This is a genomic window from Brachybacterium subflavum (genome assembly GCF_009299795.1).
Classification (GTDB): domain Bacteria; phylum Actinomycetota; class Actinomycetes; order Actinomycetales; family Dermabacteraceae; genus Brachybacterium; species Brachybacterium subflavum.
This window is the reverse complement of record NZ_VIGP01000002.1, coordinates 314,573-329,581: the sequence shown is the minus strand read 5'-3', so window position 1 is coordinate 329,581 and position 15,009 is coordinate 314,573. Positions and strand designations below refer to the sequence as shown.

At 71.5% G+C, this 15,009-nt stretch carries 12 protein-coding genes and 1 tRNA gene; 5 read left to right on the top strand and 8 right to left on the bottom strand.

All coding sequences use genetic code 11. From position 1 onward, the window contains the following. Nucleotides 1–78: 78 nt before the first annotated feature. Nucleotides 79–693, top strand: coding sequence for a hypothetical protein (locus tag FHG10_RS05340; protein WP_152352279.1), 615 nt, complete (start codon nt 79–81; stop codon nt 691–693). Here FHG10_RS05340 and FHG10_RS05335 read toward each other — a convergent pair. Continuing rightward, nucleotides 680–2,239, bottom strand: coding sequence for a phosphotransferase (locus FHG10_RS05335; RefSeq protein ID WP_152352278.1), 1,560 nt, complete (start codon nt 2,237–2,239; stop codon nt 680–682). The genes FHG10_RS05340 and FHG10_RS05335 overlap by 14 nt on opposite strands. 129 nt (nt 2,240–2,368) lie before the next feature. Here FHG10_RS05335 and FHG10_RS05330 point away from each other — a divergent pair, with 129 nt between their 5' ends. Then, entirely contained in the window at nt 2,369–4,585 is a 2,217-nt protein-coding gene (locus tag FHG10_RS05330) for an Ig-like domain-containing protein (protein ID WP_152352277.1), read from the top strand. Nucleotides 4,586–4,654: 69 nt separating this feature from the next. On the opposite strand, the gene FHG10_RS05325 is transcribed toward FHG10_RS05330, so the two are convergent. The 6 genes from FHG10_RS05325 to FHG10_RS05300 all read right to left on the bottom strand — a co-directional run bounded on the left by FHG10_RS05325 (nt 4,655) and on the right by FHG10_RS05300 (nt 12,345). After that, nucleotides 4,655–5,308, bottom strand: a complete 654-nt coding sequence (locus FHG10_RS05325; protein WP_152352276.1) for a LytR C-terminal domain-containing protein — start codon at nt 5,306–5,308, stop codon at nt 4,655–4,657. A gap of 21 nt (nt 5,309–5,329) precedes the next feature. Next, nucleotides 5,330–6,739 carry a beta-N-acetylhexosaminidase gene (locus FHG10_RS05320; RefSeq protein WP_152352275.1) on the bottom strand — a complete coding sequence of 470 codons (1,410 nt, stop codon included), beginning with the start codon at nt 6,737–6,739 and terminating at the stop codon, nt 5,330–5,332. Nucleotides 6,740–6,994: 255 nt separating this feature from the next. Further along, complete coding sequence (locus FHG10_RS05315) at nt 6,995–8,083, bottom strand: C40 family peptidase (protein WP_152352274.1); 1,089 nt, start codon at nt 8,081–8,083, stop codon at nt 6,995–6,997. A 686-nt stretch (nt 8,084–8,769) separates the two neighbouring features. Beyond that, nucleotides 8,770–8,846, bottom strand: a tRNA-Pro gene (locus FHG10_RS05310). A gap of 80 nt (nt 8,847–8,926) precedes the next feature. After that, the gene (locus tag FHG10_RS05305) at nt 8,927–9,958 is read right to left on the bottom strand and encodes a metallophosphoesterase (protein WP_193636201.1); all 1,032 of its coding nucleotides are present in this window, start codon (nt 9,956–9,958) and stop codon (nt 8,927–8,929) included. Between the two features lie 14 nt (nt 9,959–9,972). Beyond that, nucleotides 9,973–12,345, bottom strand: a complete 2,373-nt coding sequence (locus FHG10_RS05300) for a transglycosylase domain-containing protein (protein ID WP_152352273.1) — start codon at nt 12,343–12,345, stop codon at nt 9,973–9,975. Between the two features lie 324 nt (nt 12,346–12,669). Between FHG10_RS05300 and FHG10_RS18200 the strand changes: the two genes are divergently transcribed. From FHG10_RS18200 to FHG10_RS05285, 3 genes are all read left to right on the top strand, one after another. Next, complete coding sequence (locus tag FHG10_RS18200; RefSeq protein ID WP_283257913.1) at nt 12,670–12,972, top strand: WhiB family transcriptional regulator; 303 nt, start codon at nt 12,670–12,672, stop codon at nt 12,970–12,972. A 173-nt stretch (nt 12,973–13,145) separates the two neighbouring features. After that, entirely contained in the window at nt 13,146–13,316 is a 171-nt protein-coding gene (locus FHG10_RS05290; protein ID WP_152352272.1) for a DUF4177 domain-containing protein, read from the top strand. Next, nucleotides 13,316–14,152 (top strand): MBL fold metallo-hydrolase, encoded by an 837-nt coding sequence (locus FHG10_RS05285; RefSeq protein ID WP_152352271.1) that lies wholly within the window; start codon nt 13,316–13,318, stop codon nt 14,150–14,152. Before FHG10_RS05290 ends, FHG10_RS05285 begins: the two co-directional genes overlap by 1 nt. A gap of 152 nt (nt 14,153–14,304) precedes the next feature. Here FHG10_RS05285 and FHG10_RS05280 read toward each other — a convergent pair whose 3' ends face one another. Continuing rightward, complete coding sequence (locus tag FHG10_RS05280; RefSeq protein WP_152352270.1) at nt 14,305–14,982, bottom strand: Crp/Fnr family transcriptional regulator; 678 nt, start codon at nt 14,980–14,982, stop codon at nt 14,305–14,307. Nucleotides 14,983–15,009 lie beyond the last annotated feature (27 nt).

Below are 15,009 nucleotides of genomic sequence, written 5' to 3'. Positions count from 1 at the left end.
GCGCCGATACGGTGGCTCGAGCCGCAGGGCATCAGGACACCCGGGCATCAGGGCGGGACGCAGCATGGAGGTGAGGCGATGACGGGTGGGCCCCACACCACTGAGCGCGTCCCGAGCGGCCCCGCCGAGGCCCGCAGCCGCGTGCACGAGATCCTCAGCGTCCTGGTGGACGCGCTGCGCACGCACGACGCCGCACCCCACGCCGGCGCACCGTGCCTCGAGCTCATCGAGCACCGGCCGCGTCGCGACCGGGCCTCCGGCACCCGCTACCTGGGCGTGCGCACGATCCAGCACGTGAGCGCCCTCATCGGCTCGACCGCGGAACCGCCGTCCTCGCCCAGCCCCGCATCGCTGCTGCGCGTCGCCGATCGTGAGCTGCGTGGCGTCGGCCTCGCCATGAGCGAGGACGGCGAGGTCAGCGGCGTGCGCACCCGCGTGTGGGAGGGACCTGAGGGGGACCATGCGGAGGTCGTCATCGGTGCGCGCCTGCTCCTGCGCGTGATCAGCGCGCCCTTCCTGCCCGGCGTCGAGCAGGGCGACGTGTCGACCACGCCGTCGGCCGTGCGGCGCGTGCTGCGCCCGGCCCCGAGTCCGCACGCCGTGCCCGCCGCCCTGCCGATGCCTGCCGTCGCGCCCGCCGGGATCCCGATCAGCGCGCCCACGCCCGAGTCCTCGGTGCTCACCGAGAACTGAGACGGGCCAGCGCACCGAGGGGTATCGGCAGCCAGCTCGGACGGTTCCGCGCCTCGTAGAGCACCTCGTAGACGGCCTTGTCGGCCTCGAAGGCGCGCAGCAGCGCGAGGAACGACGCGTCCTCGTGCGCGATCGCCATGGCGTCGAGGTAGCCGTCGAGGAAGGCACGCGAGGACTCCTCGACCCACGCCGACGCGTCCACGCCGCTCTCGTGCAGCACGGCGCCGCCCGCGTAGTCGAGGCTGCGCAGCATGCCCGCCACGTCGCGCACGGGACAGTCCGGGAGCGTGCGCTCGGCGAGCGGGCGCAGCGGCTCGCCCTCGAAGTCCAGCAACACCCAGCCTCGCGAGGGATCCGCGAGCACCTGACCCAGGTGCAGGTCGCCGTGGATGCGCTGGAGGGGCGGCCAGGCGGCGCCGGCCGCGGCGTCGATGAGCCCGCGCAGCGCGGTGCGATGGGGGAGGACCTCCGGGACCTGGGAGGCGACCTCGTCGAGCCGGGCGCGCATCTGGTCGAGCACGCGCGCGCGGTCCGCCGGGGTCGCCGGTGCGCTCGGCAGCTCGGAGGCGAGCAGACGGTGCACCTCGGCGACCGCGGCGCCGAGGTCGCGGGCGCCCGCACGGAAGTCGATGCCGCCCGAGGCCTCCTGCAGCGCCACCCGCCAGGCGTCCTCGACATCGGGGAGGTAACCCTGCGCGAGCAGGGCATCGGCGTTCTCGTCGGCCCCGACCCGCACCCGCACGGATCCGATCATCGGGGCGATCCGCGTGCAGCCGGCGCGGTCGAGAGCGCCCTGCAGGACCACGTCGGGGTTCTCGCCCGCGGCGAGCACCCGGAAGAGCTTGAGGATGACGGGGTCGGCGTCCTCCAGGGTGAAGATCATCGAGGAGTTCGACTGCTCGCCGCTGAGCAGACGCGTCGCGACGATGCGGGCCCCGGTGCGGCCGGCAACCGGTGCGGGGTCCAGCGAGAGTCCGGGGCCGACGAGCGGTCGGGGACCGACGAGCGGGCGACCTGTAGTGAGCACGTCCATCAGGACGCGCCTGCCGAGGTCGGTGCGGCACGCGTCCTCGATCCGCAGGTTCCCGGAGCGCGTCTCCGGACCGGAGGGCGAAACGCTGATCGGGCCCGACGCGAGGTCGCCGTCCGCGCGGGTGTCGAGGACGGTGATCAGTGCGTCGGGGTCCTCGGCATCGTTCCCGGACCGCATGACGAGCGGCACCTGGTAGTCCGTCTCCGCCCCGTCGGCCACGGCCCGCACCACGACGTCGAGCACCTGCGCCCGGCCGGTCCGGGCATTCTCCGGGCCCGCCCCGTCGGCCCGAGCACCCTCGAACTCTGCCCCGTCGGCCGCTCCCGCCGATGCGATCACCGCGGCGCCCCGCACCGTGAGCCGTGGCGCACCTGCGCCCTTGGCCGGGTACCAGCGCTGCCGCACCATCCACTGCGCGAGCGAGGGCAGCGCGCCGTCGAGCAGCCGTGCGAGCCCGTCGCCGGGCGTGGGGCCGTCGGGCAGAGGACGGTCGGTCGAGCGAGGCTCATCCATGGGCCCACTGTAGGACTCGAGCTCGCTCCGCCTCCGCCGCTCCGTGAGGGCCGCCGGCCGACGCGCTCCACCGGTTCACGCGGGCCCGCGGCCCCGGGTCCGCGCATCCTCGGCTGATACCGTGACCGGGTGCCAGGCAGGGATGCGACCACTCCGCTCGCGCGCGCGACACCCGCGCCTGCGCGCCGGTCACTCGCGCGCCGGCCGGTCTCCCGCTCGATGGCCTCGCGGCCCCGGACGCCCCGCACGGTCCCCGGGCGATCCCTCCTCGTCCTCGCGCTGACCCTCGCCCTCGGCGTGCTGAGCTCGCTCACCGCGTCCGCGGCGCTCGCGCTCGGCGAGAAGGGCCCCTTCGACCTGCCGCTCTCGCGCGACACCATCACCATCGCGCCGGGCGTCGTCAACCGCATCCCCCTGACCAGCCTCCTCGACGACGACGCCGAGTCGGAGCTGAACCTGGAGACGGTGCGGCTCGCCGTCCCGTCGGACGCCCCGGACGCGCAGCTGTCCGCGATGACCCTCGCCTCCGACGGCACCTCGCTCGCCGTCGAGGGGGAAGGGACCTGGACGATCCAGGGCGAGGAGCTCGTCTTCACGCCGGCGTCCGAGTCCGAGAGCGATCCGGCCCCGATCGCGATCACCATCGAGGCGACCAACGGGATCCGCTCCCTGCCCTCCGATCTTCCCGTCGACCCGAGCCCCGTCGCCGACGCGGGCATCGCTGCGCCCGCCGGCGGGGAGATCCGCGTGTCCCTCAAGGGAGATCTGCGCCCGTCGGGCACCAAGCGCGTGCGCCTGCTGCTGGACACGATGCCCGCCGGGAGCACGCTCTCGGGCGACAGCCGCCGTCTGATCGCCGTCGGTGAGGGCGAATGGCAGGTCTCCGAGGACGCCACCGAGCTCACGTTCACGCCGTCCTCGAGCCACCTGGGCCGTTCGCCCGAGCCCATGCGCTATGTCGCCGAATCAGCCGACGGCACCGTGCTGACCACCGGGATCGTCAGCCTCACCACGCCCGTGCTGCCCGACCTCGTGCGTGCCGCGCCCTTCGGCGACCCCATCGAGTTCGACGTCGCGGACGGCCAGGAGGACGTGAAGACCTCGACGCTGCGCCTGGTCCCGCTCACCCGCGCGGACGCCGGTTCGACGGCCGCGAGCGACGGCGGCTCGGACGGCAGCGGATCGGCCGGAGCCGGGGACGGGACCGACGGGGACTCCACCGCCGGGGCCGACGGGAAGTCCACGACGGGGGCCGACGGGAGCCCGACGACCGACGACTCGGCCGACGACGGCGTGGAGGTCAACAGCAAGGGCACGCGCGCCGTCGTGGCCGGTCAGGGCACCTGGACGCTGGACCGTACGACGCAGACGGTCCGCTTCGACCCCGCGGACGACTCGGTGAAGGCGGCCGACCCGATCGGGCTGACCGGTGAGGACTCCGAGGGCAACAAGGCGGGCGTCGCGACCCTCGCCCCCGGCTACCCGGCGATGCTCGACCAGACGCAGGTGGGCACGGCTGGCTCCTCCATCACCTTCGCACCCATGGACGACGCCCGCTTCGTGCGCGCCGACTCCCTTCGCTTCGCGCACGACGACCTGCCCAGCGCGGCGAAGGTGTCCTCCAACGGCCGCGAGCTCACGATCCCCGGGCAGGGCAGCTGGAAGATCGATCTCGACGCGCGTGCGGTCACCTTCGAACCGGCAGCGGGCGCCGAGAACGGACTGCGCAGCACGGTGCAGCTCGTCGGCAGCGGCTCGTACGCCGACTCCACCAGCTCGAGCGCGACGCTCACGGCGCTGGTCACCGACAGTGGAGCGGTGCTGCGCGACGACGAGCTGCGCACGGCGCCCGGGAAGTCCGTGCAGGTGGACCTGCTCGCGAACGACACCGCCGGCGCCCCCTCCGACCCGCTGTCGCCCGCCACCGTGCGGATCAGCTCCCTGGAGGCCTCCAACCTCGACGACCTCGAGCGCTATTCGGGCACGCACCTGGTTGTCCCCGGAGAGGGGGAGTACCAGGTGGGAAGCGACGGCGTGCTGCGGTTCACGCCCGCTCGCGGCTTCCGCGGGCGCACCACGTCGATCAACTACACCGTGCAGGACGGCGAGGGCGTCCAGTACCGCGCGAACGTCTCGGTGCAGGTGGACCCGCAGCTCGCGAGCGCCTCGGATCCGCGCGGCGATTCCAGCGCCGGGATCAACACGATGCTCTCGGGCCTCATGCCCAGCGCGACCTCGACCTCGGCCGTGTTCCTCACGATCGTCGTCCTGATGGGCTTCGCCGGCGTGATCTCGCTGTTCATCGGCGCCCGCATGGAGTCCGACCGCCGCACCTGGAAGGACTGAGCCGGCCCCGGCCCTGCTCGCTCGGGCCGTCGGCCCGCCGACCGCTCGGCCCACAGTCCGCTCGGACGGTCAGCCCTCCGCGCCCTCGGTCGACGAGTCCTTCGCGTCCCCGGAGCACCCCTGGGGCATCTTCACGGCCTTCGTGAGGGCCTCGGCGGCGTCGTCCTCGTCGACGAGGTCCTTGAAGCCGCCGCCCACGAGCACGTCGACGGTCGAGTCCTCGCGGTCATCGAGCTTCAGGGACGGCTTGGAGAACTCCGCGGCCACGGCGGTGGCCTCGAGATACCCCGCGGGCCCGTAGACGATCGTCACGGCGCCCGAGGCGGCCTTCGTGTTGCCGGCCTTCCCCGTGGAGAAGCCGCGATCGGCGAGGGACTCGGTGACCGATGCCGCGAGGCCCCTGCGGGAGGTCCCGTTCTGCACACTCACCTCGACCTTCTTCGGCTTCGCGGGCTTCGCACCGGGGTCCGGGCAGTGCACGCCGTCCTTCCCCGTGGCCACGTCGGCCCCGGCATCGGAGGGCCCGGCGGCCACCACGTCGTCGTCGGCGGCGAGCTGGGTGAACGCGAAGGTCAGCGCACAGATCATGCCGATCATCGCGAGAGAGAAGACCACCAGCTGGGTGATCCGGACGCGGCGCTGACGGCGCCGGCGCTGGTCGCGCCGGCGCACGTCGTCGTTCGAGCGACCGTAGGGGTGCGCGTCGCGGTGCGAGGAGCTCATGGCCGTGCCATCCGCTCTTCGTCAGTCCAGAGGACGGTAGGAGACGCCGAGCGCGTCGAGACGGGGGAGATGGCCGCGCAGCCGCTCCTCGAACTCGCCGAAGGACTGCTCGGGCGAGCCCCAGGCGCGCTCGGCCAGCGCGCACACGCGCGGGAAGGCCATGTAGCCCAGGTGCTCGGGGGTGGCGATGTACTCGGTCCACAGCTGGCCCTGGATGCCCTGGACGAGCGCGGCCTTGTCGTCGTCGAGCTTCTTGGGCAGCAGGCGGTCGGTGTACACGTCCTTGAGCGTGAGGTCGCCGCCGATCGCGAGCGGCTCCTTCTTGGGGGAGGCCTGGTAGTAGTCGAAGTAGAGATCCTTCGAGGTGGAGACGACGGTGCGGAAGCCGCGCTCGAGGGACTCCTCGAGACCGTCCTCCGTGCGCCAGTTCATGACCACCACGTCGTCGGGCACATGGGACTCGAGGACCTCGTCCCAGGCGACGACCGTCTTGCCCTTGTCGGCGAGCACCTGGGCGGCGAAGTCGGTGAAGCGGCCCTGGATCTCGGAGACGCGGGTGAGGCCCCATTCGTTCATGCGCGTGCGGGCATCGGCCGACTGCTCCCACTCGACGCGCGGGCACTCGTCGCCGCCGATGTGGAAGAAGGGGGCCGGGAAGATGTCCGCGACCTGCTCGAGCACATCGCGCACGAAGTCGAACACCTCGTCGGAGACGCCGAGCACATGGTCGGAGATCCCCCAGACCTCACGCACCTGCACGGGGCTGGCGGGGAAGTTGCCGAGCTCGGGGTAGGCCGCGATCGCGGCCTGCATGTGGCCGGGCAGGTCGATCTCCGGCACGATCATCACGCCGCGGTTCTGCGCGTAGCCCACGAGCTCGCGCAGCTCGTCCTGCGTGTAGAACCCCTCGACGGGGGTGTCGTCGAAGGTCCAGGATTCGGGGTCGCCGCTCATGTGGCCCTCGAGGGAGCGCGGACGCTTCGAGCCGACCTCCGTGAGCCGCGGGTAGCCCTTGATCTCCACGCGCCAGCCCTGGTCGTCCGTGAGGTGGAGGTGCAGCACGTTCAGGCGGTGCAGCGCCATCGCGTCGATGAACAGGTGCAGGGTGTCGATGTCGAAGAAGTGGCGCGAGACGTCCAGGTGCAGGCCGCGCCAGGCGTGCTTCGGGCTGTCGCTGATCGTCACGCACGGGATCGAGGTCTCGCCGGTGAGCACGATCTGGTTGAAGGTGTTGCGGCCGTCGGCGAGGGCCGCCTCGCTGCCGGCGGTGAGGTTCGCGCCCGACGGCGTGATCGACAGGGTGTACTCCGCGCGCGGGAGGTCCTCCGAGATGCCGACCGACAGGCCGGCCCACGGGTCGGTCGTCTCCCATGTCCCCGAGGACCAGATGACGGAGCGGGGGAGCGGGACCAGGCTGATCGGGTCGGACATGCGAGGGATCCTCCTTGACCGGGATGTGGTGCAGGTCAAGTCTGTCACAGACTCCGCCGCCGATCGGCCGGGTCGGGCCGACGCGCCGGGCCTGTCGAACGGGGCCACGGGGCTGCGGCCGTCTCCCTCTCGGCCCCCGGACGCAGAGGAGCCCGGTCGGTTCCCCGACCGGGCTCCTCACACGCCGTCCTGCTCCTTCCCGTTGGTGCGCTCAGCACCGAGCAGGCATGACGTGGTCCGGGTGGCCTGCGCTGATCAGCGGTAGGTCACGAAGACGTGCGGGGCGCTCCAGATGGTGCGCTCCACGACCCTCTGCTGCGAGCCCGAGGCATCGATGATCTGGTTGTTGCCCACATAGATGCCGATGTGCCCGTAGTCGTTGCCGGTGAAGGCCACCAGATCGCCGGGCTTCGCCTGCGACTGGGGGATGATCCGGCCTGCGAACGTCTGCTGCTTCGCCGTGCGGGGCACGGTGATGCCGTTCGCGTTGTACGCGTACTTCACCAGGCCCGAGCAGTCGAACCCGGTGGAGGGGCTCGAGCCGCCCCACGTGTACTTGGTGCCCTTCACGCTGCGGGCCTTGGCGATGATGCCCTGCCCGTTGAAGGAACCGCTCGAGGATCCGCCGGACCCGCCGATGGACACGCTGCTCGAGGACAGCTTCGACCAGGTGTTGGGTCCGACCACGCCGTCGGCGGAGATGCCGGCCGCGCGCTGGAAGGCCTTCACGGAGCTCAGGGTCCTGGACCCGAAGACACCGTCGACCGAGATGCCTGCACCGTGCTTGTTCAGCTGCTTCTGCAGGGTGCTGACCGCCGAGCCGCGGGAGCCGCTGCGCAGCTTCGGGTGGCTCGACGAGGATCCCGTGGACGCGGACGACCCGAGGGCGTTCCAGGTCTTGGGGCCGACGACCCCGTCGACGCCGATGCCGGCGCTGCGCTGGAACGACTTCACGGCGCTCAGGGTCTTCGAACCGAAGACGCCGTCGACCGCGATGCCCGAACCGTGGGACCGGAGGCTGCGCTGCAGCTCCGAGACGGCCGATCCGCGTGCGCCGTAGCGCAGCTTCACGTTCGAGTAGGCGGCGGGTGCCAGGGACTTCGCGGCCGTCGCGGCGGCCGCGCCCGCGAGGGGCGAGGTCGGCGCGGTGGTGGCCGGGTGAGTGGGGGCTGGGGTGGTTGCTGCGTCGGCGGAACCCATGGCCTGCATGGAGGCCGTGGCCGTCACGGCACCGACGACGGCGAGACCGCCGACGGTGCGACCGACAGGGGCCGTGAGGCCCCGGTAGTCGATCACGGCAGGGCCCGCGGCGCGATGCGTGCGCGGGGCGCTGGAGCGGAACATCGGATGAGGTCGCTTTCTCTGTCGCCGCACAGGCACCGCTCGCGTTCCGCCCGCGGGAAGCGACACCCGAGAGGCGACACCCGAGGGGTTCGCTGCGCCCGCCACCCAGGGAAGTGAGGAAGTGATCGAGAACGGTGGCGGGAGCGACTTCTCGACCGGCGCCTGGGGAGAGGCACCGTGGTCACTGTATGGGTCCACCCAGGACCTTCACGCAGGGCCTTTGCGACTGCTATCAAGGGCCTTTGCCAAGATTTTAACTAAATCGACGATTTTCGCCGTGTCGTACCGGCGATGTCCGAATTCGATATGTTAATCACACCGATGTGATTCAAGGGTGTTCGGCGGGCGTGAGAGAGCCTTTCGGAGTGCGTCGGACTGGTGTCGGCGAACGGCGTATGGCGGACATCTCTGCCATATACGGCAGAGGTGTCCGCCATACGCCGGCGCGTGACAGCTCGCCGCCCGACCGGCGCTTCCCGGGAGTGCTCGAGGGGCTCTGACGCCTCGGGTGATGCCGGTGATGCCGGTGATGCCGGTGCTACCGGTGCTACCGGTGCAGCCGATGATGCCGAAACCGTTGCCGATGCGTCAGCCGCCGAACGCCCCCGGACATGACGAAGGGCCCAGATATGACGAAGGGCCCGGATATGACGAAGGGCCCCGCCGCAGCGGAGCCCTTCGACATCTGGTCGGGGTGACAGGATTTGAACCTGCGACCTCCTCGTCCCGAACGAGGCGCGCTACCAAGCTGCGCCACACCCCGAGGTCGTGTTCGGCGAGCAGACGCGAGCGCCGCTCTCCGACGAGCAACGATACCAAGTCGCCCGCGGTGGTCGCGACCTCTCAGCGCCGCTGAGGGCGCAACGTGAGCAAGGTCGCCTCCGGCGGATTGGCGAAGCGGAAGTTCGAGTAGGGGTTCGCGCCGAGCCCCCCGCTCACGTTGAGCGGCACGCCGCGCCACGTGGAGAGGCCGCGAGCCTGGGCGCGCGGCAGGTCGCAGTTGGTGACCAGCGCGCCGAACCCGGGCACGCGCAGCTGGCCGCCATGGGTGTGGCCGGCGAAGATGAGCTGCGCTCCGTCGTCCACGAAGGCGTCGAGTACCCGCTGGTACGGCGCGTGGGCGACACCGATCCGCAGGTGCGGGACGTCCGGGACGTCGGTCGCCGAGGCTTCGTCGGCCCCGGTGGCGGCGGCCGGAGCGGCGTCAGCGGCGGGCGTCCGCCCCGACCCGTCGGCCCCTGCATCCGGCGCGGCGTCCCGCCCAGGGAACACATCGCGCTCCAGGTGCGGATCGTCCACGCCCACGAAGTCCACTTGCAGCCCCGTGAGGCGGAGGCTCGCGCGGGTGTTGGTGAGGTCCTTCCAGCCGTGGGAGGTGAGCGCGCTGCGCAGGGAGTCGAGGGGCAGGTCCGGCTCGCGGTGGCGCTTTGTGAATCCCTCGGGCCGAGGGTCGCGCAGGAAGTAGCGCAACGGGTTCTTGCGGTGAGGAGCGAACATGTCGTTCGACCCCATCGCGAACGCGCCCGGACGGCGCAGCAGGGGATCGATCGCGTCGGCGAGCGCGGGGATGGAGGCCGCGGAGGCGATGTTGTCGCCGGTGTCGATCACCAGGTGCGGCTTGAGCGTCTCGAGATGGCGCAGGAAGGCGATCTTGCGGGCCTGGTCGGGCATCAGATGCGCGTCGCTGAGGTGCAGGATGCGCACGGGGCGCGTGCCGGGAGGCAGGATCCGCAGCTCGTGCTCGCGCACGGTGAAGCGGTGGATCTCGATGTGGCGGGACCAGACGTCGGCGGCCGCGGCGGCGATCGCGCCGGCCCCGGCGAGGGCCAGCGCGACGCGTCCGGCGCCCGCGCCGCGGGAACGGGTGCGGGTCATGCTCGCTCGCCCGCTCAGTCGCCGGTGTCCTGGTCGCCGGAGTCCTGGTCTCCGCCGTCCCCACCTGCGTCCCCACCATCGCCGCCTGCGGCTCCGCCGGTGTCATTGGTGCCGGAGGCCGCGCCGCCCGTGTCGACCTTGCCGCCGCCGCCGTTGCCGGGATCGGTGTCCTTCGGGGCGCCGGCGGGCTGCTTCGGGAACTTCTCGTCGGGCAGTCCCTTGTGGGCCTTGATCATGAACTCCTGCCAGGTGGGCAGGGACACGGTGTTCCCCCAGACCTTGCCCCGCTCGAGGTACTCGCCGTCCACGGAGAAGCCTCCGGGGCGGACGTTGCGCGCGGGGTTGCCGAACCAGACGGCGGTCGACATCTGGCGGGTGAAGCCCACGTACCAGGTGTGGAACTGCGAACCGGAGGTGCCGGTCTTCCCGCCGGCGTCATGACCGGGGATGACCTTGCCCTTGCCCGTCGCCCGCGGGTCCTTGAGGTCCTGCTCGAGGGTCCAGGCGACCTGGTCGGCGGTCTTCTTGTCGATCTTCTGCTCGCACTGCCCGGCGCCGACGTCCTTCATCTTCTTGCCGTCGCGGTCGATGACCTCGGAGATGCCGGTGGGCTTGCAGTAGGTGCCCTCGGCGGCGAAGGTCGCGTAGGCCGCGGCCTGGTCGAGCGCCGAGATGCGCAGCTCGCCCAGGACCACCACGGAGGGCGCGAGCTCGGTGCCGTACATGTCCTCGATCGACATGTCCCAGGTGGACTTGTCGAAGGGGTTGTAGGTGGCGGGGATCGCGCCCAGCGACCGGGCCTGCTCGGCGATGTCGCACAGGTCGAGCTGGCGGGCCATGTTCGCGTAGGCCGTGTTCACGGAGAACTTGGTCGCGTTCAGCACCGTCTCCTGGGCCGACAGCGGCACGGACACGGCGTTGTCCGGGTTGTAGCCCTGGGTCTCGTACCAGCGGCCCCTGTTCAGGCACTGGGCGGGGAAGGTCTTCAGGGTCTGGCGGGCTGTGCCGACCTTGTCGTAGATCGACTTGCCGTGCTCGAGCCAGTCGGTGAGCACGTAGGGCTTGAACGTCGAGCCGACGGGGAAGCCGCTCGAGCCGCCGAGCGCCTGCGGGACGTTGTAGTTCAGCGAGGTCTCGCCCTCGCTGGCGTCCGCGTGGGGATCGAAGGTGCGGTTCTCGGCCATCACCAGGACCTCGCCCGTGCCGGGCTCGACGGTGACGATCGAGTGGCCGAATCCGCTGTCGGAGTCCTGGGGGACCTTGCGGTCCACGATGTCCTGCGCGTCCTTCTGGAGGTCGGGGTCCAGGGTCGTCTTGATGGTGAGGCCGCCGCCGTACAGGAGCTTCTGGCGCTCCTCGTAGGTGTCCGCGAAGGTCGGATCGTTCAGCAGGGACCGGGTCACGTAGTCGCAGAAGAAGCCGTTGGTGCCGGCGTCGCCGCAGCCCGCCTTCACGTTCTTGACCTCCAGCATGTCGTCGATCGACTGCTCGGAGTACTTGTCGTACTCCTTCTGGCTGATGTGGTCGTAGCGGAGCATCGCCGAGAGCACCTCGTTGCGCCGCTTCTTCGCGGCCTCCGGGTTCGCGACGGGGTCGTTGCCGTTGGGCGAGTTCGTGATGCCCGCGAGCAGAGCCGCCTCACCGGGGTTCAGGTCCTTGGCGTCCTTCGAGAAGTAGTGCTGGGCGCCGGTCTGCACCCCGTACTGCGAGGGCCCGAACTGGGCGACGTTGAGATAGGCGTTGAGGACCTCGTCCTTGCTCCAGCGCTTCTCCAGGGATATCGCGAGCTTCGCCTCGCGCAGCTTGCGGCCGTAGCTCTGCTCGGTCGCCTCCGCCTGCGCCTCCTTGTCGTTGCGCTGCTCGGCGTCCATGAGCAGCGCGTTCTTCACGTACTGCTGGGTGAGCGTGGAGCCGCCCTGGGTGGCGCCCGAGGCGGCGTTGTTCGCGAGCGCGCGGACCGTGCCCGTGAAGTCCATGCCGCCGTGCTCGTAGAAGCGGTGGTCCTCGATGTCGACGACGGCGTGCTGGACATTCGGCGAGATCTCGTCGAGCGGGACCATGATGCGGTTCTGGCTGTAGAACGTCGCGAGGAGCGACCCGTCGGACGCCTCGATCCTGCTGGCCTCGTTCAGCGGCTGGGTCTCGAGCTCCGCCGGGAGGGAGTCGAAGAGGTCCACGCCGTCCTCCGCGACGGCCGAGCTCATCGACACCGCGGGCAGGAAGAAGGCGGCCAGGAGCACGCCGGCGATGCCCGCGACGGCGAGCATCCCCAGCAGCAGCATCAGCGCGCGCAGCGCGGCTCCGGGCACGGTGGCGGGGCCCGTCGGCGGCGCGGAGGTCGCCTCGGAGCTGAGGTTCCCGAGCGGAGCGGAGTCACGGTCAGCCATGGGAACACAGTACGGCCCACGGCGGGCGCGGACCACGAGGCGCGGCCGTGCCGGTGCATATCACCCGCGCTCGCGGGTGCATGGATCTCACCCGTGCTCACGTGCGCACGGATCCTGCCCCGGCGCCGGATGCGCGTCCGACGGGGTCCGTGCACGGCTGCCTCGACGCTGGATGGGCCCGGATCCCACGGGGCCCACGTCCGATCGCCCGTCGCCCATACCGGATCTGCGGGGGCCGGCCGGGGGCGGGATTGGCGCCCCTGTGCCGATCTCGATACGCTGACGCACCAGAACGGATCGACGAGGATTCGAGAGGGGACATTCGTGACGATCAGCAGGATCCGCGGCACGGATGATCGCAGCTGGGCCGCCCGGGGGGCGTGCACACAGCTGGATCCGGACGGCTTCTTCGTGCAGGGGGCCGACCAGCAGAAGATCAAGATCGCGTGCCAGGGGTGCCCGGTGCGCATGGAATGCCTGGCCGACGCGCTCGACAACAGGATCGAGTTCGGCGTCTGGGGCGGGATGACGGAGCGCGAGCGGCGCCGACTGCTGCGCCAGCATCCCGACGTCGAGGACTGGTACGACGTGCTGGGCCGCACTGCACGCCGCGCGGCGGGCGGGTGAATCGATCTCGCCGCCGAGGCGCTGACCCGCTGCCCGGCCGCCGGCCGTGCGAGATGACCTCGGCCCGGACCTCGCGCGGCTGCCGAGCGTCCGCACAGGGCCCGTCCGCACAGGACTCGTCCGCACAGGACTCGTCCGCACAGGGCCCGAGGGTGGGCCGGTAGGGTCGGGGCATGACCTCCGTGACGCGTTTCGAGTACATCACCGTGCCCCTGCTGATCCACGCGACCAAGCAGATCCTGGACAACTACGGCTCCGACGGCTGGGAGCTCGTGCAGGTGATCCCCGGCCCGAACCCCGAGTCGCTCGTCGCCTACATGAAGCGCCCCCTCGCGGACGCCTGATGGAGGACGACGTCCCCCCGGGCGGCCAGGACGATTTCCAGAGGGACCCCGACGCCCCGCCCGTCGCGCTCGAGCTCATCCGCGCCGACAACCCGGGGCCGATGACGCTGCAGGGCACCAACACCTATGTGCTGCGTGACGGCGAGGAGTCCTGGGTTGTGGACCCGGGCCCGCTGGACGCCCAGCACCTGGCCGCGATCATCCGCGCCTGCGGCTCGCGTCCCGCGGGCGTGCTCGTCACCCATCGCCACGCCGACCACACCGACGGCGCCGGAACCCTGCGCCGCCAGCTGCAGAACCGCACGGGCTGCGAGGTCGCGCTGTGGGCCGCCGACACCCGTGCCGTCGCCGGAGCGCGCAAGCCCCCGGCCTCCCTGATCAGCGAGGCCGGCGTCGTCGGGCATGTCATCCACCTGCCCGGGCACACCGCCGACTCCCTCGGCCTGCTGGTCGACGGCGGGCGCATGCTCACCGGAGACACCCTGCTGGGCGACGGCTCCTCGACCGTGATCAGTCCGCCCGACGGCAGCCTCACCGAGCACATGCAGTCCCTCGCGATCCTGCGCGCCCTGGCGATCGACGGACGCATCTCCTCCCTGCACCCCGGGCACGGCTCGCCCGCGACCGACCCTCTCGAGGCGATCGACGCGATCGAGGCGATGATCGCCCACCGCGAGGAGCGCATCGCCCAGGTGAAGGAGGCCCGCGCCGCGGGCGCCCTGAGCATGGACCGGCTGCTGCGCGCGGTCTACGGCGAGGGCCTCGACCCGGCCCTGCGCGGCGCCGCCGAGGACTCGCTGCGCGCGGTCCTCGACCACATCGCCCGCACCCGCTGAGCGCGACCGGCGGGCCCGTTCCGCGGGTCGCTCAGCCGGTGCCCAGCGTGCACGAGGAGCGGGGCGTGACGATGACCGGTGTCATCGTCACGCCCCGCTCCTCGTTCCGCCGTCGGCGCCCGCGGTGCGGGCGTCGAGCGGTCGGCGCAGGATCAGCGTGCGCGGCGGCGCAGGCGCTCCACGTCGATCAGCAGCACGGCGCGGGCCTCGAGGCGGATCCAGCCGCGCGAGGCGAAGTCGGCGAGGGCCTTGTTGACGGTCTCGCGGGAGGCGCCGACGAGCTGGGCGAGCTCCTCCTGGGTGAGGCCGTGGGAGACCATGACGCCGTCGTCCGTCTGACGGCCGAAGCGTTGGGCGAGGTCCAGCAGGTTCTTGGCGACGCGGCCGGGGACGTCCGCGAAGACGAGATCGGCGAGCGACTCGTTGGTCTTGCGCAGACGACGGGCGAGCGAGGCCAGCAGGTGGCGGGCCACCTCGGGACGCTGCGAGAGCACGCGGTACAGGTCCTGCTGGGTGAGGGAGTACAGCGTGGACTCGGCGACCGCCGTGGCGGTCGCGTTGCGGGGAGCGGGATCGAACAGCGAGAGCTCGCCCAGGGTCTCGCCCGGGCCGAGCACCGCGAGGAGGTTCTCGCGGCCGTCGCCCGAGGCGTGGCCGACCTTGACCTTGCCCGCGCCGATGATGAACAGGCGGTCGCCCTGGTCGCCCTCGCGGAAGATCACCGCGCCGCGGTGGTAGTCCTCCTGCGACATCGAGGCCAGCACGGCCTGCTTGCCGTCGTCGTCGAGCGCCGCGAAGAGCGGGGATGAACGTACGATGTTCTCGTCCACGGAACCTCCTGATCTAGGTGATCCCGT